Origin of the sequence: Pseudomonas sp. K2I15 (assembly GCF_002204795.1) — a bacterium.
Taxonomy (GTDB): domain Bacteria; phylum Pseudomonadota; class Gammaproteobacteria; order Pseudomonadales; family Pseudomonadaceae; genus Aquipseudomonas.
The window spans coordinates 108,700-128,773 of the sequence record NZ_NIXO01000003.1 but is presented as its reverse complement, the minus strand read 5'-3'; the positions used below and the strand labels follow the sequence as shown (position 1 = coordinate 128,773).

The 20,074-nt window shown below is 56.9% G+C and carries 24 protein-coding genes, 1 tRNA gene and 2 pseudogenes; 9 read left to right on the top strand and 18 right to left on the bottom strand.

Going from position 1 to position 20,074, the window contains the following annotated elements; genetic code table 11:
- The first annotated feature begins 5 nt into the window (after window positions 1–5).
- Both CEC48_RS04115 and CEC48_RS04110 read left to right on the top strand, forming a co-directional pair.
- On the top strand, window positions 6–1,550 hold the full coding sequence (locus CEC48_RS04115) for an MFS transporter (RefSeq protein WP_088422580.1): 1,545 nt from the start codon (window positions 6–8) through the stop codon (window positions 1,548–1,550).
- Window positions 1,551–1,613: 63 nt separating this feature from the next.
- Entirely contained in the window at window positions 1,614–2,942 is a 1,329-nt protein-coding gene (locus CEC48_RS04110) for an OprD family porin (protein WP_088422579.1), read from the top strand.
- Between the two features lie 138 nt (window positions 2,943–3,080).
- On the opposite strand, the gene CEC48_RS04105 is transcribed toward CEC48_RS04110, so the two are convergent.
- From CEC48_RS04105 to CEC48_RS32050, 3 genes and pseudogenes are all read right to left on the bottom strand, one after another.
- Window positions 3,081–4,640 carry a diguanylate cyclase gene (locus CEC48_RS04105; protein ID WP_088422578.1) on the bottom strand — a complete coding sequence of 520 codons (1,560 nt, stop codon included), beginning with the start codon at window positions 4,638–4,640 and terminating at the stop codon, window positions 3,081–3,083.
- A gap of 229 nt (window positions 4,641–4,869) precedes the next feature.
- The gene (locus tag CEC48_RS32055; protein ID WP_371917740.1) at window positions 4,870–5,733 is read right to left on the bottom strand and encodes a methyl-accepting chemotaxis protein; all 864 of its coding nucleotides are present in this window, start codon (window positions 5,731–5,733) and stop codon (window positions 4,870–4,872) included.
- Window positions 5,728–6,510: pseudogene (locus tag CEC48_RS32050) on the bottom strand (MCP four helix bundle domain-containing protein); the annotation flags it as partial. The gene CEC48_RS32055 and the pseudogene CEC48_RS32050, both read right to left, overlap by 6 nt.
- 294 nt (window positions 6,511–6,804) lie before the next feature.
- Between CEC48_RS32050 and CEC48_RS04095 the strand changes: the two are divergent.
- The gene (locus CEC48_RS04095) at window positions 6,805–7,311 is read left to right on the top strand and encodes a cytochrome b (RefSeq protein ID WP_088422641.1); all 507 of its coding nucleotides are present in this window, start codon (window positions 6,805–6,807) and stop codon (window positions 7,309–7,311) included.
- 123 nt (window positions 7,312–7,434) lie between these two features.
- Here CEC48_RS04095 and CEC48_RS04090 read toward each other — a convergent pair whose 3' ends face one another.
- Window positions 7,435–7,704: a hypothetical protein gene (locus CEC48_RS04090; protein WP_176438661.1), complete on the bottom strand. Its 270-nt coding sequence runs from the start codon at window positions 7,702–7,704 to the stop codon at window positions 7,435–7,437.
- On the opposite strand from CEC48_RS04090, the gene CEC48_RS04085 reads away from it, so the two are divergent.
- The gene (locus CEC48_RS04085) at window positions 7,697–7,918 is read left to right on the top strand and encodes a hypothetical protein (RefSeq protein ID WP_088422576.1); all 222 of its coding nucleotides are present in this window, start codon (window positions 7,697–7,699) and stop codon (window positions 7,916–7,918) included. The genes CEC48_RS04090 and CEC48_RS04085 overlap by 8 nt on opposite strands.
- Before the next feature lie 37 nt (window positions 7,919–7,955).
- On the opposite strand, the gene CEC48_RS04080 is transcribed toward CEC48_RS04085, so the two are convergent.
- Window positions 7,956–8,366 carry a hypothetical protein gene (locus tag CEC48_RS04080; RefSeq protein ID WP_141099647.1) on the bottom strand — a complete coding sequence of 137 codons (411 nt, stop codon included), beginning with the start codon at window positions 8,364–8,366 and terminating at the stop codon, window positions 7,956–7,958.
- A gap of 121 nt (window positions 8,367–8,487) precedes the next feature.
- Here CEC48_RS04080 and CEC48_RS04070 point away from each other — a divergent pair, with 121 nt between their 5' ends.
- Window positions 8,488–8,904, top strand: a complete 417-nt coding sequence (locus CEC48_RS04070; protein WP_088422573.1) for a lipoprotein — start codon at window positions 8,488–8,490, stop codon at window positions 8,902–8,904.
- A gap of 6 nt (window positions 8,905–8,910) precedes the next feature.
- On the opposite strand, the gene CEC48_RS04065 is transcribed toward CEC48_RS04070, so the two are convergent.
- On the bottom strand, window positions 8,911–9,396 hold the full coding sequence (locus CEC48_RS04065; RefSeq protein WP_088422572.1) for an HK97-gp10 family putative phage morphogenesis protein: 486 nt from the start codon (window positions 9,394–9,396) through the stop codon (window positions 8,911–8,913).
- A gap of 187 nt (window positions 9,397–9,583) precedes the next feature.
- Window positions 9,584–9,892 (bottom strand): hypothetical protein, encoded by a 309-nt coding sequence (locus CEC48_RS04060; protein WP_256579666.1) that lies wholly within the window; start codon window positions 9,890–9,892, stop codon window positions 9,584–9,586.
- Window positions 9,893–9,983: 91 nt separating this feature from the next.
- Here CEC48_RS04060 and CEC48_RS04055 point away from each other — a divergent pair.
- Window positions 9,984–10,148: pseudogene (locus CEC48_RS04055) on the top strand (site-specific integrase); the annotation flags it as partial.
- Between the two features lie 79 nt (window positions 10,149–10,227).
- On the opposite strand, the gene CEC48_RS04050 reads toward CEC48_RS04055, so the two are convergent.
- The 9 genes from CEC48_RS04050 to thrS all read right to left on the bottom strand — a co-directional run bounded on the left by CEC48_RS04050 (window position 10,228) and on the right by thrS (window position 17,681).
- A tRNA-Pro gene (locus CEC48_RS04050) sits at window positions 10,228–10,304 on the bottom strand.
- Between the two features lie 90 nt (window positions 10,305–10,394).
- Window positions 10,395–10,751 carry a MerR family transcriptional regulator gene (locus CEC48_RS04045; RefSeq protein ID WP_003219935.1) on the bottom strand — a complete coding sequence of 119 codons (357 nt, stop codon included), beginning with the start codon at window positions 10,749–10,751 and terminating at the stop codon, window positions 10,395–10,397.
- Entirely contained in the window at window positions 10,732–11,034 is a 303-nt protein-coding gene (gene ihfA, locus CEC48_RS04040; RefSeq protein WP_002553164.1) for an integration host factor subunit alpha, read from the bottom strand. The genes CEC48_RS04045 and ihfA overlap by 20 nt, the downstream gene beginning before the upstream one ends.
- Before the next feature lie 3 nt (window positions 11,035–11,037).
- Complete coding sequence (gene pheT / locus CEC48_RS04035; protein ID WP_088422570.1) at window positions 11,038–13,416, bottom strand: phenylalanine--tRNA ligase subunit beta; 2,379 nt, start codon at window positions 13,414–13,416, stop codon at window positions 11,038–11,040.
- Window positions 13,417–13,442: 26 nt separating this feature from the next.
- Entirely contained in the window at window positions 13,443–14,459 is a 1,017-nt protein-coding gene (gene pheS, locus CEC48_RS04030) for a phenylalanine--tRNA ligase subunit alpha (RefSeq protein ID WP_003219939.1), read from the bottom strand.
- A gap of 109 nt (window positions 14,460–14,568) precedes the next feature.
- On the bottom strand, window positions 14,569–14,925 hold the full coding sequence (gene rplT / locus CEC48_RS04025) for a 50S ribosomal protein L20 (protein WP_003219940.1): 357 nt from the start codon (window positions 14,923–14,925) through the stop codon (window positions 14,569–14,571).
- A 28-nt stretch (window positions 14,926–14,953) separates the two neighbouring features.
- Window positions 14,954–15,148 (bottom strand): 50S ribosomal protein L35, encoded by a 195-nt coding sequence (gene rpmI / locus CEC48_RS04020; RefSeq protein WP_002553160.1) that lies wholly within the window; start codon window positions 15,146–15,148, stop codon window positions 14,954–14,956.
- A gap of 59 nt (window positions 15,149–15,207) precedes the next feature.
- A complete protein-coding gene (gene infC, locus CEC48_RS04015; protein WP_015884933.1) occupies window positions 15,208–15,759 on the bottom strand; it encodes a translation initiation factor IF-3 in 552 nt (183 codons plus the stop codon).
- On the bottom strand, window positions 15,759–17,681 hold the full coding sequence (gene thrS, locus CEC48_RS04010) for a threonine--tRNA ligase (protein ID WP_088422569.1): 1,923 nt from the start codon (window positions 17,679–17,681) through the stop codon (window positions 15,759–15,761). The genes infC and thrS overlap by 1 nt, the downstream gene beginning before the upstream one ends.
- Before the next feature lie 364 nt (window positions 17,682–18,045).
- Here thrS and CEC48_RS04005 point away from each other — a divergent pair, with 364 nt between their 5' ends.
- Window positions 18,046–18,360 (top strand): hypothetical protein, encoded by a 315-nt coding sequence (locus CEC48_RS04005; RefSeq protein ID WP_088422568.1) that lies wholly within the window; start codon window positions 18,046–18,048, stop codon window positions 18,358–18,360.
- Between the two features lie 289 nt (window positions 18,361–18,649).
- A complete protein-coding gene (locus CEC48_RS04000) occupies window positions 18,650–18,862 on the top strand; it encodes a cold-shock protein (RefSeq protein WP_003179963.1) in 213 nt (70 codons plus the stop codon).
- A gap of 73 nt (window positions 18,863–18,935) precedes the next feature.
- On the opposite strand, the gene CEC48_RS03995 is transcribed toward CEC48_RS04000, so the two are convergent.
- Window positions 18,936–19,256: an I78 family peptidase inhibitor gene (locus CEC48_RS03995; protein ID WP_088422567.1), complete on the bottom strand. Its 321-nt coding sequence runs from the start codon at window positions 19,254–19,256 to the stop codon at window positions 18,936–18,938.
- Between the two features lie 147 nt (window positions 19,257–19,403).
- Window positions 19,404–19,709: a hypothetical protein gene (locus CEC48_RS03990; RefSeq protein ID WP_088422566.1), complete on the bottom strand. Its 306-nt coding sequence runs from the start codon at window positions 19,707–19,709 to the stop codon at window positions 19,404–19,406.
- A gap of 145 nt (window positions 19,710–19,854) precedes the next feature.
- Between CEC48_RS03990 and CEC48_RS03985 the strand changes: the two genes are divergently transcribed.
- Complete coding sequence (locus CEC48_RS03985) at window positions 19,855–20,067, top strand: hypothetical protein (RefSeq protein ID WP_003219951.1); 213 nt, start codon at window positions 19,855–19,857, stop codon at window positions 20,065–20,067.
- Window positions 20,068–20,074: the final 7 nt, after the last annotated feature.

The following is a 20,074-nucleotide window of genomic DNA, read 5'->3' as shown; positions in this document are numbered from 1 at the left end:
CGACAATGACCGTGGCCACCCACCCTCCCCTGAGTTTCAAGCAGGCCCTGCTCGCAATGCTCGGCATCTCGCTGGTGCTGATGCTTTCGGCGCTCGACCAAACGGTGATCGGCAATGCTTTGCCGAGCATCGTCGCCGAGCTCAAGGGCTTTGAACTCTACGCCTGGGTGGCCACGGGTTACTTGCTGGCATCGATTGTCACGATTCCGATCTTCGGCCGACTGGGCGATTACTACGGGCGCAAGCCCTTCGTCATCGCGGCCACGGTGATCTTCACCCTGGCATCACTGGCCTGCGCACTTGCCACTGACATGCTCTGGCTGGTGATCGGCCGCGCCTTGCAGGGTGTCGGCGGTGGCATGTTGATCGGCACGGCGTTCGCCTGCATTCCAGAACTGTTTCCCGACACCCGCCAACGCCTGCGCTGGCAGATGCTGCTCAGTGCTCTTTTCAGTGTGGTCAACGCCATCGGGCCGGGGTTGGGCGGTTATCTGACGGGGGCTTACGGTTGGCGCTCGGTGTTCTACATCAATCTGCCGCTGGGCTGCCTGGCGCTGTTCTTTGCCTGGCGTTACTTGCCTTATCACCGCCCGCTTCAACAAACGAAGATCAGCCTCGACTGGCCCGGCGCCTTGCTGATTGCGCTGGCGCTGGGCAGCCTGCAATTGTTCGTCGAGTGGCTGGGGCATTCCAGCCTGATGCTGAGTGCCGCACTGGGTTTGAGTTGCATCGTGGCAACCCTCGCCTTATGGCGCTGGGAACGCCGCTGCCAGCACGCACTGCTGCCAGCGGCGTTACTCGGGTTGCCGAGCATGCGCCTGCTGTTTGTGCTGTCGATGGCGGCCGGGGCGATCATGTTTTCGTTGTTGTTCTATCTGCCGCTGTTGCTGCAAGGCAGCTACGGCTACTCGCCGCAAGATGCCGGCCTGTTGATTACGCCACTCGCGCTGAGCATCACCCTGGGCGCCATCGTCAACAGTCGGATCGTCACTCGTTTGCGCAATCCAAACCTATTGCCCCTGTGCGGTTTTGTAGCGCTGCTGCTGGCGTGCCTGGGCTTGGCCATTGCCGGGCGAAGGGCTTCATTCAACGCGTTACTCGGCTTGATCCTGCTGGCAGGTCTTGGCCTGGGTTTCATCCTGTTGAACCTGACGGTCTTCACTCAAACCCTCGCCGAGCGTCAGTTTCTAGGGATCGCTACTGCACTGACCCAATCGCTGCGCCTGGTAGGCGGCTTGCTTGGAACCGCCTCGATGGGCGTGCTGGTCAACCTGCTTTACAGCGCCAACCTGCAACGACTGTTTATCGCCCAAGGGCACGCTGACGGACTGGCGTTGTACGCCGACCCACAGGTCCTGTTGCGCCCCGATGCCGCCCTGCTCCAACACCCGCAGTGGCTGAACCTGGCCCGCGATGCCCTGGCTCAGTCGGTGGGCGTCGGCTTGCTGCTCTGCGCCGGCCTCGGCGTGTTGGCACTGTTCATCCTGTACCGCTTGCCGCCCGTAAGACTGAACGTCTTACCGGCCACCGTCGCTCCTGAAAAACAATAAAAAACTTTACTGCCGCTTTTGACTGCCTCTCACAACACTCAATAACTCATGGGGATGACTCCGATGGAGCTTTTCAATCGCGCACCTAAAGTAGTGGCCGGCATTTGCGGCCTGATCATCGCTCAACAAGGGTATGCCGCAGGATTGGTGGAAGACAGCAAGCTCAGCGTGCTGGCCCGCAACTTCTTCAGCAATGCCGACAACCGCAGCGGCGCCGCCGACCCCAACTACACCCAGGAATGGGGTCAGGGCTTCATCGCCAACTTCCAGTCCGGTTTTACCCAAGGCACGGTCGGTTTCGGCGTGGACGCTATCGGCATGTTCGGCGTCCGCTTGGACTCTGGCAAAGGCAGGCACTACAACCCGCAAGGCACGGCGTTCAACGGCAACGTCTTCCCGACCGACAACGGGCGTGCCGTGGATGAGTTCGGCAGCCTGGGCCTGACGGCCAAGGCAAAGTTTTCCAACACCGTATTGAAATACGGCACGCTGGTGCCGATGTTGCCGGTGGTGATGTCGACTGACCGGATGCTTCAACAGACGTTCAACGGCGGACAAATCGAGTCCAAGGACCTGGAGAACTTCACGTTCACCCTCGGCCAGTTGGAGCATGTCAAAGGGCGCGGTTCGAGCAACCAGATGGGCATGTCGATTCCCGGTGCAAACAATGCGCAAACCGGCGAGTTCGTGAACAAGTTCTACTACGGCGGTGTGGACTACAAAGCCACCAAGGACCTGACGTTGCAGTACTACTACGGCAACCTGCAGGACTTCTACAAACAGAACTTCCTGGGTCTCAAATACGATATGCAGGTCGGCCCCGGCACACTGCGCACCGATTTGCGGCACTTCGACAACCGCTCCGACGGCGCCAACGGCCATGATCCCGATTTCTACACCTTCGGCTACTACGGCAATGGCGTCACCAAAGGCAAAGTCGACAGCCGCCTGGACAGCGCTCAATTCACCTACCTGGTGAACGGCCATACGTTCTCCGCCGGCCTGCAGCAAGTCAGTGGGGACAGTGATGCAGTCTGGCTGAACCAGGGGGACGGTTCGACGGCCTACTTCATGACGGAATCGATGATCGGCAAGTTCCAGCGCGCCGGGGAAACCACTTGGCAGGTTCGGTATGGCTATGACTTTGCGAAAGTCGGAATTCCCGGCCTGAGCTTCCTGGGCATGTACGAAAGCGGCTCGAACATCCGCACCCCCACTGGCGACAAAAGTGAATGGGAACGCAACCTGACAGTGAGCTATGTGGTACAGCAAGGGCCGCTCAAGGACCTGAGCATCGCCCTGCGCCACGCCTCACTGCGTACCGGAGTATCTACACAGCGGGACAGCGATGAGCATCGGGTGATCATCAGCTATCCGATGAACATTCTGTAAGGCGATGAGGCCCGGCGTTACGCCGGGCTTCCATTTGTTCATCACGCCACGACCCAAACCAGCGCCCCTCACCACGGAGGCGCCTCTGACGCCCCGCTCAAGACCTGCTTACTTACACCCTGTATGTTCGGTGTCTCGTCACGCTACGCACGAGTGAACAACCACTCGGTCTCGCCCGTCGGCCTTGGCCTCATAGACCGCATCATCAACTCGCTTGAGCAAGTGATCAAGCGACTCCCACGTCTGCCATTCAGCCACTCCAAAGCTGCAGGTCACGTGCCCGACATCTGCGAAAGAGCCAGCCCCAATAGTCTGTCTCAGTTTTTCCGCCATCTGGCCCGCGGCGCCCAGCGTCGTGTTCGGGCAAATCAAGGTGAATTCTTCCCCACCCGTTCGGCACAGAATATCGCTGCTGCGCGTTGTTGAGCGAATCATCTGACTCAGTTGCCTGAGCACTCGATCGCCTTGGAGATGACCAAAACAATCGTTGATTCTCTTGAAGTGATCGATGTCAAACATCACCACGCAGAGGGCCAAGGCACCGTCCCTCGACTCGATCAGTAAACGCGCCATGGACTGCTCAAAGTAACGGCGGTTATAAACGTCGGTTAAATAATCCGTGGTACTGAGTCGCACCAGCTCTCCCGTCCTCTCTTCAACCAGAGAGACTGCCCGCGCACGCTGACTGATCAGCAAGTAGATGACCAGCGTCAGCAGCAACGTCAGGGAGCCGCCGGCAGCGGCAACGCCATAGAGGTTTAGATGATTATCGTTGAGGCGCAGAAAATCCCTGGTCGCACTCAATTTGAGCGTGTAACTACGGTCGGCGAATGTCAGCTTATGCTGGGCGTAAAGTTGCGAATCTACCGCCGGTTCGCGACTGCGATACACCTCTTTTTCGTGTTGATCGGCGTCGTTCACTGTGAGTACAACATTCAGATACTCCAAGCTGGACGCCGGAATATTTTGCTCCATCAAGAAGCTCACTTGCATCGTTGCAAGCGCGAAACCTCGTAGGCCGTCATCACCCGCTTTCTTTAATTCGTCGTCAAATACCGGAGCGACGAAGAAGATACCGGTTTGCCCATTCATCATAACCAACGGCTCGGACACCGCCATCTTCTGGGTACGCCGGGCTTGTTGCAGAAGAGCCAAGCGACCAGGACGCGAAACAATGTCCATACCAGGGCTAACGGTCGCGTCGGTGTAATCGTGCGCGACCAAATAGAGAAGAATGAAATGTTCGGGACGACTCTGAATCGGCACCCTTCCGCGAGTGGCAGGGTCGCGCTCGTGCAATGAAAAATCGCTCACGCCATCCGACAGCGCCTTGGCGCGCAGATCGTCCAGGCCCTGTTGCGAAACGCGCTGCAGCCACCCGTAACTTTCGCCTTCATTGATTAACGGCGTCACAAACCCGCGAAACTCCTTATCAGTCACATCGTCGGCGTTGATAAAGAATCGTCGGAGGCTGTCCAACTGAAGGGTCTGAATGACAAAGCGCCGTTGAATACGGCTCACTCGCTCATCCACCGCAAAATCAAAAGACCTCTTGATTGCGGCTTGATTTAACTGGTCAGTGATCGCACAAACAGCGGCAGTGACAGACATCCCTAGCGCCAACACCACAGCACACAAAATGCCATCTGCGAAGGAAATCGCCCGATAGCTACGACACACGGCCAGTAGGTTAATCATTGTTTCCTGCAAGAGTTGAACGAGACAGACGCGGTGTCCGGATACGCGTCTGGAATCGCGGCACGAATTCTACCAGCGCTAATATTACATCGCCATTACGCGCCGATAGAATGCGTGAGCGCTTGCTTGCGCTGGGCTTTGCAATGAATCGCAGCTCAATACCGCTGGCTGCGATTTGCCCAAGCACGTACGCCTGTATAGCCGCTGATCCTAAGTGGATAGCGGCCCCTCACAGCTTGAAGCGTTTGACCAGTTCATTGAAGGAGCCGGCCAGCCGAGAGAGATCCTGCGAAGAAGCCGTAGTCTGGTGAGCACCGGCGGCTGTCTGTGTCGACAGTTCCTGGATGTTGACCAGGTTTCGATCAACCTCGCGAGCCACGTGGGCTTGCTCCTCGCAGGCACTGGCAATGACCAGGTTGCGGTCATTGATCTGACCTATACCTTGCGCGATCTGTTCGAGGGCGTCGCCGGTCGCCTGCGCCAGGGTTTGCGTATTGGTCACCAGGGACTGGCTCTTGCCCATCGCCAGCACCGCCTGATCGGCCCTCGATTGCACCGCGCCAATCATGCTTTCAATTTCGCCTGTTGAGGATTGTGTTCTCGCGGCCAGGGCACGTACTTCGTCAGCGACTACGGCGAAACCACGACCTTGCTCCCCTGCTCGGGCAGCCTCGATGGCGGCGTTGAGGGCCAACAGGTTGGTTTGTTCAGCAATGCCACGAATCACGTCGAGCACCTTGCCAATATCTCTCACCTGCACCGCCAGATCTTCAACGATGGTGGTCGAAGACTTGATTTCTGCAGTCGCGCTGTTCACGGCTGCGACCGCATCACGTGCCTGGCCAACGCCATGAGTGGCTTGTGAACTGGCTGACGTAGACGCCTCGGACGCTGACATCGCATTACGGGCGACCTCCTCTACTGCCGAGGTCATTTCCGTCACCGCGGTAGCTGCCTGCTGGATCTCGTCATTTTGGCGCAGCAGCCCTCGGCTGCCGTCTTCCGTCACAGCGTTGAGCTCCTCAGCAGCAGAAGCCAATTGGTTGGATGCGTCAGCAATTTGGTGGATCGTGGTTTTCAGACTTTCCTGCATTTCGCCCAGCGCCGTGAGCAATTGTCCGGTTTCATCACGCGAAACACTGTTGATGACGTGAGTGAGATCGCCCTGTGCAATGCGCTCAGCACTCGTAACGGCCAAAGCGATGGGGCGGCTGATCACTCTACTGATGAACATGCCCAGGAGCAGTGCCGCAAGAAAAGCTATGCCGATGCCGATGTACAGCGTGGTTGTCGCTGATCTTGCCATAGCGTCAGCGTCCTGGGCACCTTCGCCGATTTGGCGATTGTTCGATTCGACGATGGTGGTCAGCTCGTCCATGACTGTGCTGAAACCTCGTTGCAGATCACCCGACATGATAGATCGAGCGGATGCAATGTCTCCAGCTTGCAAGGCAGTAACTACCCGTTGCACCTGAGCCTGATAAACCGGCCAGTCCCGCTCCATCTTGTCGCCAGCGGCGCGCTCATCATCAGCCAAAGGCGTCGTACGGTAGATCGCAAATGCCTTTTCGCTGGCTGCGCGGTTCGCCGCCAGACTACTGAGTATCTCGTCCTTGGCACGCTGTGGCGCGTCGGAGACGGTGGCGGAGATGAGGCTATACAAATCGCGTTGCTGCGCAATTGCGTTGCTTTTGGTTTCTGCCGTTTTCGCGACAGAAATGAGGTTGTTGGAAAACACCAATCTGAGACTGTCCGATAACTGAGAGACACCTCGGCTGCCCAACATCCCGACCACAAGAGTAATGAGTGCGCATACCCCGAATGCAGCGATTAATTTGCTGGACAATTTCGCATCACGAAACCATGCCATAAGACTTCTCCTAAATATCTGCCTGAGGAAATGGAGCAAGAAACCAGGCACGCTGAAAGTCGCAGCACAGGCTCGTTTGGTTTTATCGGCATCGTTATTCAGCGCTTTAATGCCGTCGGTCCGCAGACATGGATGCCGAGCAAGTCACACGCCGGATGCCGGTGTCGCTCCGTAACAGGCGTTTCGGAGCGCTCTTGCAGAGGGGATCATCAGCTAGTATCGTTAAATGCAAATGGAAACACTTCCCACTAGCCAGCACTGCGCGCCCCTATGGTTCCTCCCATCTTGCAATCAATGCCCGCCCCCTACTCGACGACCCGTATCTACCTGCATTGGCTGTCGGCGCTGGTCATCCTCTGGGCCACAGTGAGCGGCTTTGGCGTGGCTTTGCTTCCCGTGAATTATCCACTTCGCCAGTGGGTGGAAGCCTTCAACCCACAAATAACCTCGCTGTTCATTCCGATATTTGCCTGGCGTCTTTGGCTGTACCTTAAATCACCGTCCGAACAGTCCTGTGGCGTTGGAAGTCTACAGAGACACGTCGCCAAGCTTACCCACACACTGATCTATGTCTGTGTGAGCGGTGTATTGCTGACCGGTGTGATGATGATGAACCATCCAGTGATGCTCCTGGGTGTCATGCCCTTGCCGCAGATACTTCATGCGCTGCCAACCTTGGCAGAAGTCCAGCAGGTGCATCATGTGCTCTGCGCCATGCTGGCTACCTTAGTGGTGTTGCATCTGTCTGCGGTGTTGTGGCATCAGCTTCGGGGCCGATCCGTGTTGGGGCGCATGCGGTGAAGGCCAGTTGTCATCTCTGAGCGCTGCACGTTTAAACCGCGGCTGTGATAAATCTGTCCCTGCCTGGCGAACGCGAGGTGCTCACCGGGAGCACCGCCTTAAGCCCGCCACGATAGATAAGCATCACGGGGCCAACGTCGTCGATCGCTTGCGCACGTAGCCACTGGCCGGCATTTCAGTAATCTGCACAGAAAGATCCACCTTCTGCTGCTGCAGCACAGGCTCGGAGATATCGGTAAGTACGTCCAGCAGGGCACTGCTGATAGCGTGTCGTTTTTCATCATCCCCGGCCTTGCCGGAAACGGTCGAGACGTTCAGATGTATGAACTCCTGACGCTCATCACAATCGCCAATAAAGTAGTCGTCGTATCGAATGAGCCGCGTCTTGACCAAGCATGAGGCTGAGCGCCTTTATCTGCGGGCAGGTGTTGGAGACTTCATCCCAGCGCGCATACCAGCGGTAGGCGTTCTCGATCTGCTTGCCTGGATCGTTCCGGTCTACAGTGCGCGCGACTTCACCCCATCGGTTTCGTTCATTGAGCGGGATGTAGGCGAATCAGGCGTGATGCCCATGCGCTTGTGCATTGGCATGATGACTTTTTCGTAGAACTCGGTTGGGTTCTGGCTGAACATCTCAGCGTCAATCAGAGGGTTGCCCTTGTCTGGAATTTCTTGGCCTCTTCCAGCGAGGCCTTGAGCAATCCGGCCAGCGCCAGGCCACCACCAAACATCGCGCCGCCGATAGCTGCCTGCTTGCCGATTGAGGCCAGCTTGGCATTTAGCTTGTCCGCGTCTTGACCAGCGCTAGTCATGCTCTTGCTGATCAGCGCCATGCCGGCACTGACGTGGTTGATCAAGGACAGCTTGACAGCGACGGAATACGCCTCAATGCCATAATGAGCTTTCCTTTTGTGGTGTTGGATCACATGGCAAACAATCAGCGCACGTATGAATGGGTGAATGGCCGGGTGCACGAGGTTGTTCCACCACGTCACTGGCGAGATATCGGGCCTGCGGGAAAGCTGGAGCCACTTATAGCTGCCAAGCGAAAGCATGGCCTAGGCATCCAGACGGCTCTGCTCGTGTTCACGTTCAGCAGCGTTACGCTGGTGTTTGCCGGCGGCGCGCTGGCTGTCGTGCTCTTCGTCCTCTACTCAGTCCTTTTCGGGTGACCGCATGAAGAAGATGATCGCTGTTGCTGGAATTCTTGTAGCGCTGGCAGGTTGCGATAAGGTGGACAAGAACATCTGCTGGAGCCCAGAAACAAAGACCTCGGTGGATGCCCTGGTGGACGCCCAAGGCAAGGATATAAAGCCGATGATCCAGTCCTATTTCGACTTGAGGGGCGTTGAGGTATTTTTCGGACCAGTCAATGTCAACTTGAAAAAGACCGATTTCTCTCTGGAGAAGATCGACAGCGAGACAGGCTCTGCAGATTGCTCCTTCGCACTTGGCGTTGAAGCGAAATACAACGCAAGCGCGGCACTTACCGGCTCGGGGCGCGTTCGGTTCTCTTCACGGATTGGCGAGCATGGTCGCTATATCACGATTTCGAAGTCGGACATTCCGCCGGTTATTGCCGCGATGAAGTAGCTCGCATCACAGTGCGTGATCGTAGCCAAGCGATGCATGGATCGCTGATCCACCGATAATCCCAGTCACTGTTGCAATGCCAAGCGTGCGCCGCATGAATTCCTTGTTCGTCAGAAGTGCTGGCCCCATTACTGGTCGCGCCGGCATCTTTGATGTTCCGAATTCGTGATAGAACATCTTCTCATCCGTTGAGCCGATCACTGCCTCCAAGGCACCTGTTGTATGCGTGATGCTGGACTGCATGGCTCCACTCGCAAGCAGCGGCGAGTCGGCCGGATAGCCCATCTGCGCCTTTTGTTCTTCGGTGGAGTCAGCCAGAGCCGCCCACGCTGGAAAAGGGCCAATCCCTGGCTGGTAATGCCCAATCTCGGCCTTGGCAGTCGCCTCAACCTTATTCGCGCACTTCTCAAGCCCCGCGTGCAGACTGGCAAGCAGCGCAACCTCTTGCCCTGCAAGGTGCAGCGCTAAAGCGCCCAGACTCTTGAATTCCATGATTATTTGTTCTCATCGAATTTGTGCGTGAACCAGTTATAGGTCGAATTGCCCTCGATCTCAGAAAAGATGATCGAGAAGGCCATGAGTTCGTAGGGGGATAAGCTGTCGCATCCATGAAAAACAACGCTGAAAGGAACCCCATTTTTCACCGCCCAGCACTGCTGCCGAAAAACGGGGTCCTCTGTCAGTTTTTTGCGGCGGCCTGCTCAGCGCTGAGCGCCTGGCTAGCAGCTTCAGCCTCGGCCTTTGCCTTGGCAGCTTCGTACTCGGCCAGCAGATGTTTTTCGATGGCTGAATACCCATCCTCGCCCAGTTCAGCTAGCAAGGAATCAATCTGCTTGAGCGACTGAGGTACGCCAAAGCCAACGTCATCGATATAGGCGACCGATGCGATAGGGAGGGCGAACGCGGCCATGTATGGACCGTTGGCGGCCAGCTCACCGCCTACGGCCATGGTGATGCGCGACTTCTGCAGCGGGTCCAGGGTGCGCAACTGGATTGTCCGACCTCGGCTGTCATGCAGCGAAGTGAACTTTGGTTTCTGGTCAACGTGGACCGGTGCAGCGGATTCGGTAACTTTTACGGTAACCGAGGAAGACCGCAAGGCCCTTCTGGGGCACAAGAACGGCAGCATCACCAGTCACTACTCAGGCGCTGAGCGCGGGCATCTGATAGAAGCTGCGAACATGGTATCAGCAACCGATTCTCGCGGACCGGTCCTGACAATTTTGAAGAGGAAGCAGGCGTGAAAAAATGGCAAGTCACGCAAAAGTCACGCACATGAAAAAGGCCAATGCTGTGAACATTGGCCTAAGTCATTGAAAAATATGGTCGGGACGGAGTGATTCGAACACTCGACCCCTAGCACCCCATGCTAGTGCGCTACCGGACTGCGCTACGCCCCGACTAGGCGTGTTACTGGGTTCGCTTCGCAACGAAGCGATCAGGAATATACCGCAAGCTTTTGAAATGTGGAAGTATTTTAAAAGCCGGAATTATTTCTTCAAAACCACCAGTACATCCTCCAGTTCGGAGATCATCTGGCGGATCATTTGCTTGTATTGGGTGGTGTCGTCTTTGGCTTCATCACCGGACATACGCTGGCGCGCGCCGCTGATGGTGAACCCCTGGTCGTACAGCAACGCGCGGATCTGCCGGATCATCAGCACATCCTGGCGCTGATAATACCGACGGTTCCCGGTGCGTTTGACGGGGTTGAGTTGAGGAAACTCCTGCTCCCAATAGCGCAGCACGTGCGGTTTTACCGCACAGAGCTCGCTCACTTCACCAATGGTGAAGTAGCGTTTGCCTGGGATGACAGGCAGTTCGTCGTTATGACTTGGTTCCAGCATAAGCCTCAACTCGGGCCTTCAACTTCTGCCCTGGACGAAAGGTGACCACACGGCGAGCCGTGATCGGGATTTCTTCTCCCGTTTTTGGATTGCGGCCAGGCCGCTGGCGTTTGTCCCGCAGGTCAAAATTGCCGAAACCGGACAATTTGACCTGTTCGTTGTCTTCAAGAGCGTGCCTGATTTCTTCAAAAAACAGCTCGACCAATTCCTTGGCCTCGCGCTTGTTCAGGCCCAGCTCTTCATACAGACGTTCCGCCATCTCAGCTTTCGTCAAAGCCCCCATACGTCACTTCCTTAACGTGGCGTTCAACCTTTGTTCGAGCGAGGTGAGGATATTTTGCGTCGTAGTATTCACCTCATCGTCATTAAGAGTGCGCGATGGATGCTGCCAGGTCAAGCCAACTGCAAGGCTTTTTCTATGCGGATCAATGCCTTTACCCTGATAAACGTCAAATAGCCTGAGGTCTGTCAGCCATTCCCCTGCATTTTCACGGATTACGTCCAGAACAGCACTGGCTGCAACACCTTGATCAGCAATCAGCGCCAGGTCACGTCGTACTTCAGGGAAGCGCGACAACTCGCTGAATTTAGGCATTTTGCCCGACGCTACTTCGGCCAAGACTAGCTCAAAAACGAAGACTGGACGGTCCAGCCCCAAGGTTTTCGACAGTTCAGGGTGAATCGCGCCAACGAAGCCCACCAAACGACCGTCACGTTCGATACGTGCGGTTTGGCCCGGGTGCAACGCAAGGTGTTTGCCTGGGGTGAAAGTGAAGGCATCCAGCGCACCGGCGAAGCCCAGCACCGCTTCCACGTCAGCCTTGACGTCGAAGAAGTCGACGGTATCGCGGCCTTGTGCCCAGCCTTCCGGCAGACGGCTGCCGCAGACTACGCCAGCCAGCATTGGCTCTTGCTTCAAGCCATCGAGTTGACCGACAAAACGCAGGCCGCTTTCGAACATGCGTACGCGGTCTTGCTGACGGTTCAGGTTGTGGGAAAGCGCTTTCACCAGACCCGGCCACAGCGACGAGCGCATGGCGGCCATGTCGTTGGAGATCGGGTTGGCCAGCAACAGCGGCTCGACACCTGGATTGAACAGCTCGAATTGCTTTGGATCGATAAAGCTATAAGTCACTGCTTCCTGATAACCACGGGCAACCAGCAAACGACGTAGTTCCGGCAGGTGCGCACGGGCTTCAGCTTTCGGCTGCGGCGCCAGGCGTGCTTGCGGGTAACGAACCGGCAGGCGGTTGTAGCCGTATAGACGGGCCAGCTCTTCGATCAGGTCGACTTCCAGGCTGATATCGAAGCGATGGCTTGGCACCTCTACATGCCACTGCCCTGCCTCACCGGCAGAAATGCCGAGGCCGAGTGCCGACAGAAGGCGCTCGATTTCAACCGGGTCGATCACCAGGCCGAGCATTTGCTCAACAGCCTTGGCGCGTAGGGTGATCGGTGCAACCGACGGCAGGTGCTGCTCGCTGACGGTTTCGGTGATCGGGCCGGCTTCGCCGCCAGTGATTTCCAGCAGCAGGCCAGTGGCGCGCTCCATGGCTTCACGGGCCAGTTGCCAGTCCACGCCACGCTCGTAGCGATGCGAGGCATCGGTGTGCAGGCCGTAGGAACGGGCCTTGCCAGCGATGGCGATCTGGTCGAAGAACGCGCTTTCAAGGAATATGTCGCGAGTGGTTGCAGACACGCCGCTGTGCTCGCCACCCATCACGCCGGCAATCGCCAGGGCGCGGGAATGGTCAGCGATCACTAGGGTGTCGGCACGCAGGCTGACTTCCTGCCCGTCGAGCAGAACCAGCTTCTCGCCTTCCTCGGCCATGCGCACGCGAATGCCGCCGTTGATTTCGGCGAGATCGAAGGCGTGCAGCGGTTGGCCCAGCTCCAGCATCACGTAGTTGGTGATGTCGACGGCAGCATCGATGCTGCGCACTTCGGAACGACGCAGACGCTCAACCATCCACAGCGGGGTTGGCTTGGACAGGTCGACGTTACGGATCACACGACCCAGGTAACGTGGGCAGGCGCTGGGGGCCAGCACTTCGATCGAACGCACTTCGTCGTGCACCGCGGGTACGGCTGCAACCACCGGACGGGTGACGGTTGCGGCGTACAGCGCACCGACTTCACGCGCCAGACCAGCCAGGGACAGGCAGTCGCCGCGGTTCGGGGTCAGATCGACCTCGATGCTGGCGTCTTCCAGCTCCAGGTAAACACGGATGTCCTGACCCACTGGCGCGTCGGCCGGCAGTTCCATCAGGCCATCATTGCCTTCACCGACCTGCAGCTCCGCCTGGGAGCACAGCATGCCGTTGGATTCAACACCGCGCAGCTTGGCCTTCTTGATCTTGAAGTCGCCCGGCAGTTCGGCACCGATCATGGCGAACGGGATTTTCAGGCCCGGGCGCACGTTTGGCGCTCCGCACACGACCTGGAAGGTTTCCGAGCCATTGCTGACCTGGCACACACGCAATTTGTCAGCGTCCGGGTGTTGCTCGGTGCTCAGCACCTCACCCACTACCACGCCACTGAAAACACCGGCGGCCGGCGTCACGCTATCGACCTCAAGGCCGGCCATCGACAGACGGGCAACCAGCTCGTCGCGACTTACCTGCGGGCTTACCCAGCCACGCAGCCATTGTTCACTGAATTTCATCCTGCTCTCCTAAAGATCCGTTACGACTAGCGAAATTGCGCGAGGAACCGCAAGTCGTTGTCGAAGAACAGACGCAAGTCGTTCACGCCGTAACGCAGCATGGCCAGACGCTCAACGCCCATGCCGAAGGCAAAGCCCGAGAATTCTTCCGGGTCGATCCCGGACATGCGCAGCACGTTGGGGTGAACCATGCCGCAACCCATCACTTCCAGCCAGCCGGTCTGTTTGCAGACGCGGCAGCCTTTACCGCTGCACATCACGCATTCCATGTCGACTTCAGCGGACGGCTCGGTGAACGGGAAGAACGATGGACGGAAACGCACCGCCAGCTCTTTCTCGAAGAACACCCGCAGGAACTCTTCGATGGTGCCTTTGAGGTCGGCGAAGTTGATGTCGCGATCAACCAGCAGGCCTTCGACCTGGTGGAACATCGGCGAGTGAGTGATATCGGAGTCGCTACGGTACACACGGCCTGGGCAGACGATGCGGATCGGCGGCTTCTGCGATTCCATGGTGCGGACCTGTACCGGCGAGGTATGGGTGCGCAACAGCATGTTCGCGTTGAAATAGAAGGTGTCATGCATCGACCGGGCCGGGTGATGGCCTGGGATGTTGAGCGCCTCAAAGTTGTGATAGTCGTCTTCGACCTCTGGGCCTTCGGCAATGCCGTAGCCGATGTGGGTGAAGAACTGCTCGATACGTTCCAGAGTCCGGGTAATCGGATGCAGGCCACCCGAGGTCTGGCCACGGCCAGGCAGGGTCACGTCAATGGATTCGGCGGCGAGTTTGGCCGCAAGATCGGCCTCCTCCAGCGACGCCTTGCGCGCATTGAGAACCTCTGTAACACGCTCCTTGGCCACGTTGATCAGCGCACCGACTTGCGGACGCTCTTCAGCCGGCAAATTCCCCAGGGTCTTCATCACCTGAGTCAATTCACCCTTTTTGCCAAGGTAGTGAACCCGGATTTGCTCCAGGGCATTGATATCTTCTGCGCTTTGCACAGCCTCTAGTGCTTGAGAGACCAGCGCATCCAGGTTTTCCATGTACAGACTCCAGATACAAAATAGGGGAAGAGCTTGAAGGCTCTTCCCCTATTTAAGACGTTTAACACCTTGGGCCACGGAAGCGGCCCAAGGTGACTGTCGGGGGTACTTAAGCCAAGGTGGCTTTAGCTTTCTCGACAATCGCAGCAAACGCCGCTTTTTCGTTCACTGCCAGATCAGCCAGAACCTTACGGTCGATCTCGATGGACGCTTTTTTCAGGCCAGCAATGAAACGGCTGTAGGACAGACCGTTAACACGTGCACCGGCGTTGATACGAGCGATCCACAGAGCGCGGAACTGACGTTTTTTCTGACGACGGTCACGGTAGGCGTATTGGCCAGCCTTGATAACCGCTTGCTTGGCAACACGGAATACGCGTGAACGCGCGCCGTAGTAGCCTTTAGCAAGTTTCAGAATTTTCTTGTGGCGCTTACGCGCCATGACGCCACGCTTTACACGAGCCATGAGTTACTTCCTCTATTCTTGACTAAAATTAACGAAGGCGCAGCATGCGCTCGACTTTTGCCACGTCAGACGGATGCAGCAAGCTGCTACCGCGCAGTTGACGCTTACGCTTGGTCGACATTTTAGTCAGGATGTGGCTCTTGAAAGCGTGCTTGTGCTTGATACCGTTAGCAGTTTTCAGAAACCGCTTAGCAGCACCACTTTTAGTTTTCATCTTTGGCATGTTCGGTACTCCGCATTCAGTTGATAAACATAATCAGAAGGCCTGCCGTGCCCTATTGATTATTTCTTCTTTTTCGGGGCGATGACCATAATAAGCTGGCGTCCTTCCATCTTAGGATGCTGTTCGACCGAACCGTACTCGAGCAGGTCAGCTTCAACCCGCTTGAGGAGTTCCATCCCCAGCTCCTGGTGGGCCATCTCACGGCCGCGGAATCGCAAGGATACCTTGGCCCTGTCCCCATCACTCAGGAAACGTACCAGGTTGCGCAGTTTTACCTGGTAATCCCCTTCCTCCGTCCCTGGACGAAACTTGATTTCTTTTACTTGAATCTGCTTCTGGTTCTTCTTCGCCGCGGCAACCTGCTTCTTCTTCTCGAAGATCGACTTGCCGTAGTCCATCACCCGGCAAACGGGTGGGATTGCGTCGGCGGAGATTTCCACCAGGTCCAATTTGGACTCTTCAGCAATACGAAGCGCTTCATCAATCGAGACGATGCCAATCTGCTCGCCGTCAGCGCCAATTAACCGAACCTCGCGTGCCGAGATATTCTCGTTGATCGGGGCTTTCGGTGCAGCTCGTTTATCTTGTCTCATTTCACGCTTAATAATAATTACTCCGAATCTGGGCGACCACGCCGGGAAACCGCTTGCGCGAGGAACTCAGCGAACTGGGCGACGGGCATCGAGCCCAGGTCAGCACCTTCACGAGTACGCACAGCGACAGTCTGCATCTCGACTTCCCGATCTCCGATAACCAAAAGATAGGGAACCTTGAGCAAAGTATGCTCGCGGATTTTAAAGCCGATCTTTTCATTTCTCAAGTCGGACTTGGCACGAAATCCGCTTTCATTGAGAGTTTTTTCAACTTCAGCGGCAAAATCTGCCTGTTTATCAGTGATATTCATGATCACTGCCTGGGTCGGAGCCAGCCACGCAGGGAATGCACCCTCGTAGTGCTCGATCAGGATCCCGACGAACCGTTCGAACGAACCGAGGATCGCCCGGTGCAGCATAACCGGGTGTTTACGGCTGTTGTCTTCGGAGACGTATTCGGCTCCCAAACGGATCGGCAGGTTAAAATCGAGCTGCAGGGTACCACACTGCCAGACGCGACCAAGGCAATCTTTCAGCGAGAACTCGATCTTCGGACCGTAGAACGCGCCCTCGCCCGGCTGCAGGTCGTACGCAAGCCCCGCACTGTCCAGTGCTGCGGCCAGTGCCGACTCGGCGCGATCCCACAGTTCGTCTGAACCGACGCGTTTTTCCGGACGAGTGGACAGCTTCATTTCGACTTCGGTGAAGCCGAAATCGCGGTACACGTCCATGGTCAGTTTGATGAACGCAGCGGATTCGGCCTGCATCTGCTCTTCGGTGCAGAAGATGTGGGCGTCGTCCTGAGTGAAGCCACGCACACGCATGATGCCGTGCAGCGCACCCGACGGTTCGTTACGGTGGCAGGCACCGAACTCGGCCAGACGCAGCGGCAACTCGCGGTAGCTCTTCAGGCCCTGGTTGAACACCTGTACGTGGCACGGGCAGTTCATCGGCTTGATGGCGTAGTCGCGGTTTTCCGACTGGGTAGTGAACATGTTGTCGGCGTAGTTGGCCCAGTGCCCGGATTTCTCCCACAGGCTGCGGTCAACGACTTGCGGAGTCTTGATCTCCAGGTAGCCGTTGTCGCGCTGAACCTTGCGCATGTACTGCTCGAGCACCTGGTACAGGGTCCAGCCGTTAGGGTGCCAGAACACCATGCCCGGCGCTTCTTCCTGGAGGTGGAACAGGTTCAGGCGCTTGCCGATCTTGCGGTGGTCGCGTTTTTCGGCTTCTTCGATGCGCTGGATGTAGGCCGCCAGCTGCTTCTTGTCAGCCCAGGCAGTGCCGTAGATCCGTTGCAGTTGTTCATTCTTCGCGTCGCCGCGCCAGTAGGCACCGGACAGCTTGGTCAGTTTGAACGACTTGAGGAAGCGCGTGTTCGGCACGTGCGGGCCACGGCACATGTCGACGTATTCTTCGTGGTAATACAGGCCCATGGCCTGCTCGTCCGGCATGTCTTCCACCAGGCGCAGCTTGTAGTCTTCGCCGCGGGCGGTGAACACGTCGATCACTTCGGCACGCGGAGTGACTTTCTTGATGACGTCGTAATCTTTTTCGATCAGCGCGTGCATACGCTGCTCGATGGCCGCCAAGTCGTCCGGAGTGAAAGGACGCTCGTAGGCGATGTCGTAATAGAAGCCTTCGTCGATGACCGGGCCGATGACCATCTTCGCGGTGGGGTACAGCTGCTTGACCGCGTGGCCAATCAGGTGCGCGCAAGAGTGGCGAATGATCTCCAGCCCCTCTTGATCCTTGGGCGTGATGATTTGCAGGCTGGCGTCAGAGGTGATCAGGTCGCTGGCGTCAACCAGCTTGCCATCGACCCTGCCGGCCACGGTGGCCTTGGCCAGGCCGGCACCAATGGATGCGGCGACCTCGGCTACGGAAACCGAATGATCGAATGAACGTTGACTGCCGTCGGGAAGAGTAATAGTTGGCATGGCGCCTCCTCTCCTAGTGGTGACCCCTACCAAAGGTCACGTGGGTTGGGATGAGCCAGTACAAGATCCAATACCAGGCCGCTCAATGATGAACGCCTGCCTTACAGCGGCAGGAGCCTTTCGGCCAACCGATAATCGAACCAGAGTGACTGGAGTTAAACAAAAAAGACCTTGGCAAGGCGGCAAAGGGCGCGCCGGAAAATAGCCAAGGGAAAGATGCTAGCACAGATGAACGGTCATGGCGCCGGCTCCGCCTCACGAAACGCAAATTCCCAGCTTTTAGCGCCAAAAGTGAACTTGAACTGTACGGCGAGCCTCAAACACACCGAGAATCGCCGTTCGTCCACGACTCCAGGAGCATTTAATTATGCGTTTTACCTCGACTTTCGCCCTCGCTGCATCCCTGACCCTCATTTCCCTGGGCGCGCACGCCGCAGCACCTTCGAACTGGCCTGCCGGTGCGCGGGACAGCTTCATCAAGGATTGCAGCGCAGCCGCCCAGCAAAGTGTTGATGCCAAAACCGCCAAAGACCATTGCGACTGTGGCGCGGACAAAATCAACGCTGAATTGAGCAGTGCCGAGATCAAAGAGCTGATGACCAATCAGAACGCGGATCCCGCACTGAAGAACAAGGCCGTCGCCGCTATTTCGTCTTGCAAGGTCGTGAAGAAAAAGTAATTTTTAGGCCCCGCCAGACCGGCTAAAGGACCAAAAATCGCCCTGAAAACTGCCATTTCTCACAAATTACGCAGCTTTTACGGCTTTTTTTAACAGCTGATATTTCGCCTGAAAGCCCCGTAGATCGGGGCTTTCAGCCAACCAAGGCATGAAACACAACGCGATTGATTAGCAAACAATGCCTTGGGGGGGCTCCCAAGCCGAACATTTCGACTATGATAGCTCGGTGTGCCCAGTTGGCCTGAGCAGCACAGCACTACTGAAAATATATGTTTCTTGGAGATACACCATGTCTAATCGCCAAACCGGCACCGTTAAATGGTTCAACGATGAAAAAGGCTTCGGCTTCATCACTCCTCAAGGTGGCGGTGACGACCTGTTCGTACACTTCAAAGCTATCGAAAGCGACGGTTTCAAAAGCCTGAAAGAAGGCCAAACCGTTTCCTTCGTGGCTGAGAAAGGCCAAAAGGGTATGCAAGCTGCACAGGTTCGCCCAGAGTAATTTCTGCGCTGATCAAAAAAACCCCGTCCATGTGACGGGGTTTTTTATGGCCTGGATAAAAGCGCTGAAGCAATCAGCCGCAATTAACCCGATTGATCACCAGGTTGTCATCGGTGTTGAGGTTCAGGCGATCCGAGCGGTATTCCAGAGTGACCATGTCGTCTGGCTTGAGAATGCGTGCGTTCTGCGCACCGGCGCGGCTACGGGCCTGTTCCAGCAGTTGCGGCGAAGCCTTTTGGCCGATTGCGAACTCGGCGGCCTTCGCCGTACAGCGGCTATGACCAGCATCGGTCACGGCAGTGTCTTTGGCTGGCTCAGAGGTACCCGGGGTGCTGCAACCCGTCAACACAAGCGCAGCCAACAAAGTACCGAATGATGCGAGCTTCCAAGGCATGAAGCCTCCTTTGAGAAAAAATGGACAGAGATCGTGCGACCGTGGTTTGGCCGATTGGTTTCAGAATTGTCACAATTGGCCACGGGCCAGTCTGCCTGAGTCGACGCGTGGCGCTGGCGAATCAATCGTCACCAGATATGAACGCACTCAGTAGATGTCGATGTAATCGAACGGCGGCTTCGGCCAGTTTTGCTTGAGAGCGTTGAAAATCTGCATCACCCACACCTCATCGCTGGCCGCGACGTTGCCGACATAACCGGAACCCGCTGCCCAGGTCTCCAGGCGGAACAGCAGGCCGTCAATATCAACACCGCCCACCACGCCCGAAGAGAGGTAGGCAATGCCGGCTTTGGTAACGCGCAATTGGGTGTGAACGTTGTCACTGGCAGAGGCAAGCAGCTGCCTCACAGCGTCCAGCGTCAGGTTCTCGGGGTTGTTCAAATCGATCTGCACGCGGTTTGCCCTGGCAATTAAACGGGCGAACAGTGTGGCACAGCCCTCCCCTCATGCCTAAGTAGCAGTGCCAAACGCCGCGCAAAATGGTTAACTCCACACGCCAGATAACGCACCAACCGCCTTTCAGCCTCGCGAGACACCCATGACCATCGTGACGATCCACGCCGACATCAAAGCCAAGTGGCCCCACGGGCAAAGCTCCTACAGCCCGGGCAGCCCGGAGGAGTTGGCAATCATCGGTATCGACCTGCTGGTCAAGGAATTGGGGACTCAGGCCGCGCAGGCATTCATCGGCCAGGTATTCGAGAAATACCCGGCCGATCACATGGGGGCGCCAGACCCCGAGCGCGAATAAGACCCGG

What these genes read in the sequence shown, in the direction of transcription:
- CEC48_RS04105 (WP_088422578.1), bottom strand. Translation starts at nt 4,640, where the DNA reads ATGATTAACCTACTGGCCGTGTGTCGTAGCTATCGGGCGATTTCCTTC.
- CEC48_RS04110 (WP_088422579.1), top strand. Translation starts at nt 1,614, where the DNA reads ATGGAGCTTTTCAATCGCGCACCTAAAGTAGTGGCCGGCATTTGCGGC.
- CEC48_RS04080 (WP_141099647.1), bottom strand. Translation starts at nt 8,366, where the DNA reads ATGCTTTCGCTTGGCAGCTATAAGTGGCTCCAGCTTTCCCGCAGGCCC.
- pheT (WP_088422570.1), bottom strand. Translation starts at nt 13,416, where the DNA reads ATGAAATTCAGTGAACAATGGCTGCGTGGCTGGGTAAGCCCGCAGGTA.
- CEC48_RS32055 (WP_371917740.1), bottom strand. Translation starts at nt 5,733, where the DNA reads ATGCAGGAAAGTCTGAAAACCACGATCCACCAAATTGCTGACGCATCC.
- CEC48_RS04065 (WP_088422572.1), bottom strand. Translation starts at nt 9,396, where the DNA reads ATGGAATTCAAGAGTCTGGGCGCTTTAGCGCTGCACCTTGCAGGGCAA.
- CEC48_RS04000 (WP_003179963.1), top strand. Translation starts at nt 18,650, where the DNA reads ATGTCTAATCGCCAAACCGGCACCGTTAAATGGTTCAACGATGAAAAA.
- ihfA (WP_002553164.1), bottom strand. Translation starts at nt 11,034, where the DNA reads ATGGGGGCTTTGACGAAAGCTGAGATGGCGGAACGTCTGTATGAAGAG.
- rpmI (WP_002553160.1), bottom strand. Translation starts at nt 15,148, where the DNA reads ATGCCAAAGATGAAAACTAAAAGTGGTGCTGCTAAGCGGTTTCTGAAA.
- thrS (WP_088422569.1), bottom strand. Translation starts at nt 17,681, where the DNA reads ATGCCAACTATTACTCTTCCCGACGGCAGTCAACGTTCATTCGATCAT.
- pheS (WP_003219939.1), bottom strand. Translation starts at nt 14,459, where the DNA reads ATGGAAAACCTGGATGCGCTGGTCTCTCAAGCACTAGAGGCTGTGCAA.
- CEC48_RS04095 (WP_088422641.1), top strand. Translation starts at nt 6,805, where the DNA reads ATGCCCGCCCCCTACTCGACGACCCGTATCTACCTGCATTGGCTGTCG.
- CEC48_RS04070 (WP_088422573.1), top strand. Translation starts at nt 8,488, where the DNA reads ATGAAGAAGATGATCGCTGTTGCTGGAATTCTTGTAGCGCTGGCAGGT.
- CEC48_RS04045 (WP_003219935.1), bottom strand. Translation starts at nt 10,751, where the DNA reads ATGCTGGAACCAAGTCATAACGACGAACTGCCTGTCATCCCAGGCAAA.
- CEC48_RS03985 (WP_003219951.1), top strand. Translation starts at nt 19,855, where the DNA reads ATGACCATCGTGACGATCCACGCCGACATCAAAGCCAAGTGGCCCCAC.
- rplT (WP_003219940.1), bottom strand. Translation starts at nt 14,925, where the DNA reads ATGGCTCGTGTAAAGCGTGGCGTCATGGCGCGTAAGCGCCACAAGAAA.
- CEC48_RS04115 (WP_088422580.1), top strand. Translation starts at nt 6, where the DNA reads ATGACCGTGGCCACCCACCCTCCCCTGAGTTTCAAGCAGGCCCTGCTC.
- CEC48_RS03995 (WP_088422567.1), bottom strand. Translation starts at nt 19,256, where the DNA reads ATGCCTTGGAAGCTCGCATCATTCGGTACTTTGTTGGCTGCGCTTGTG.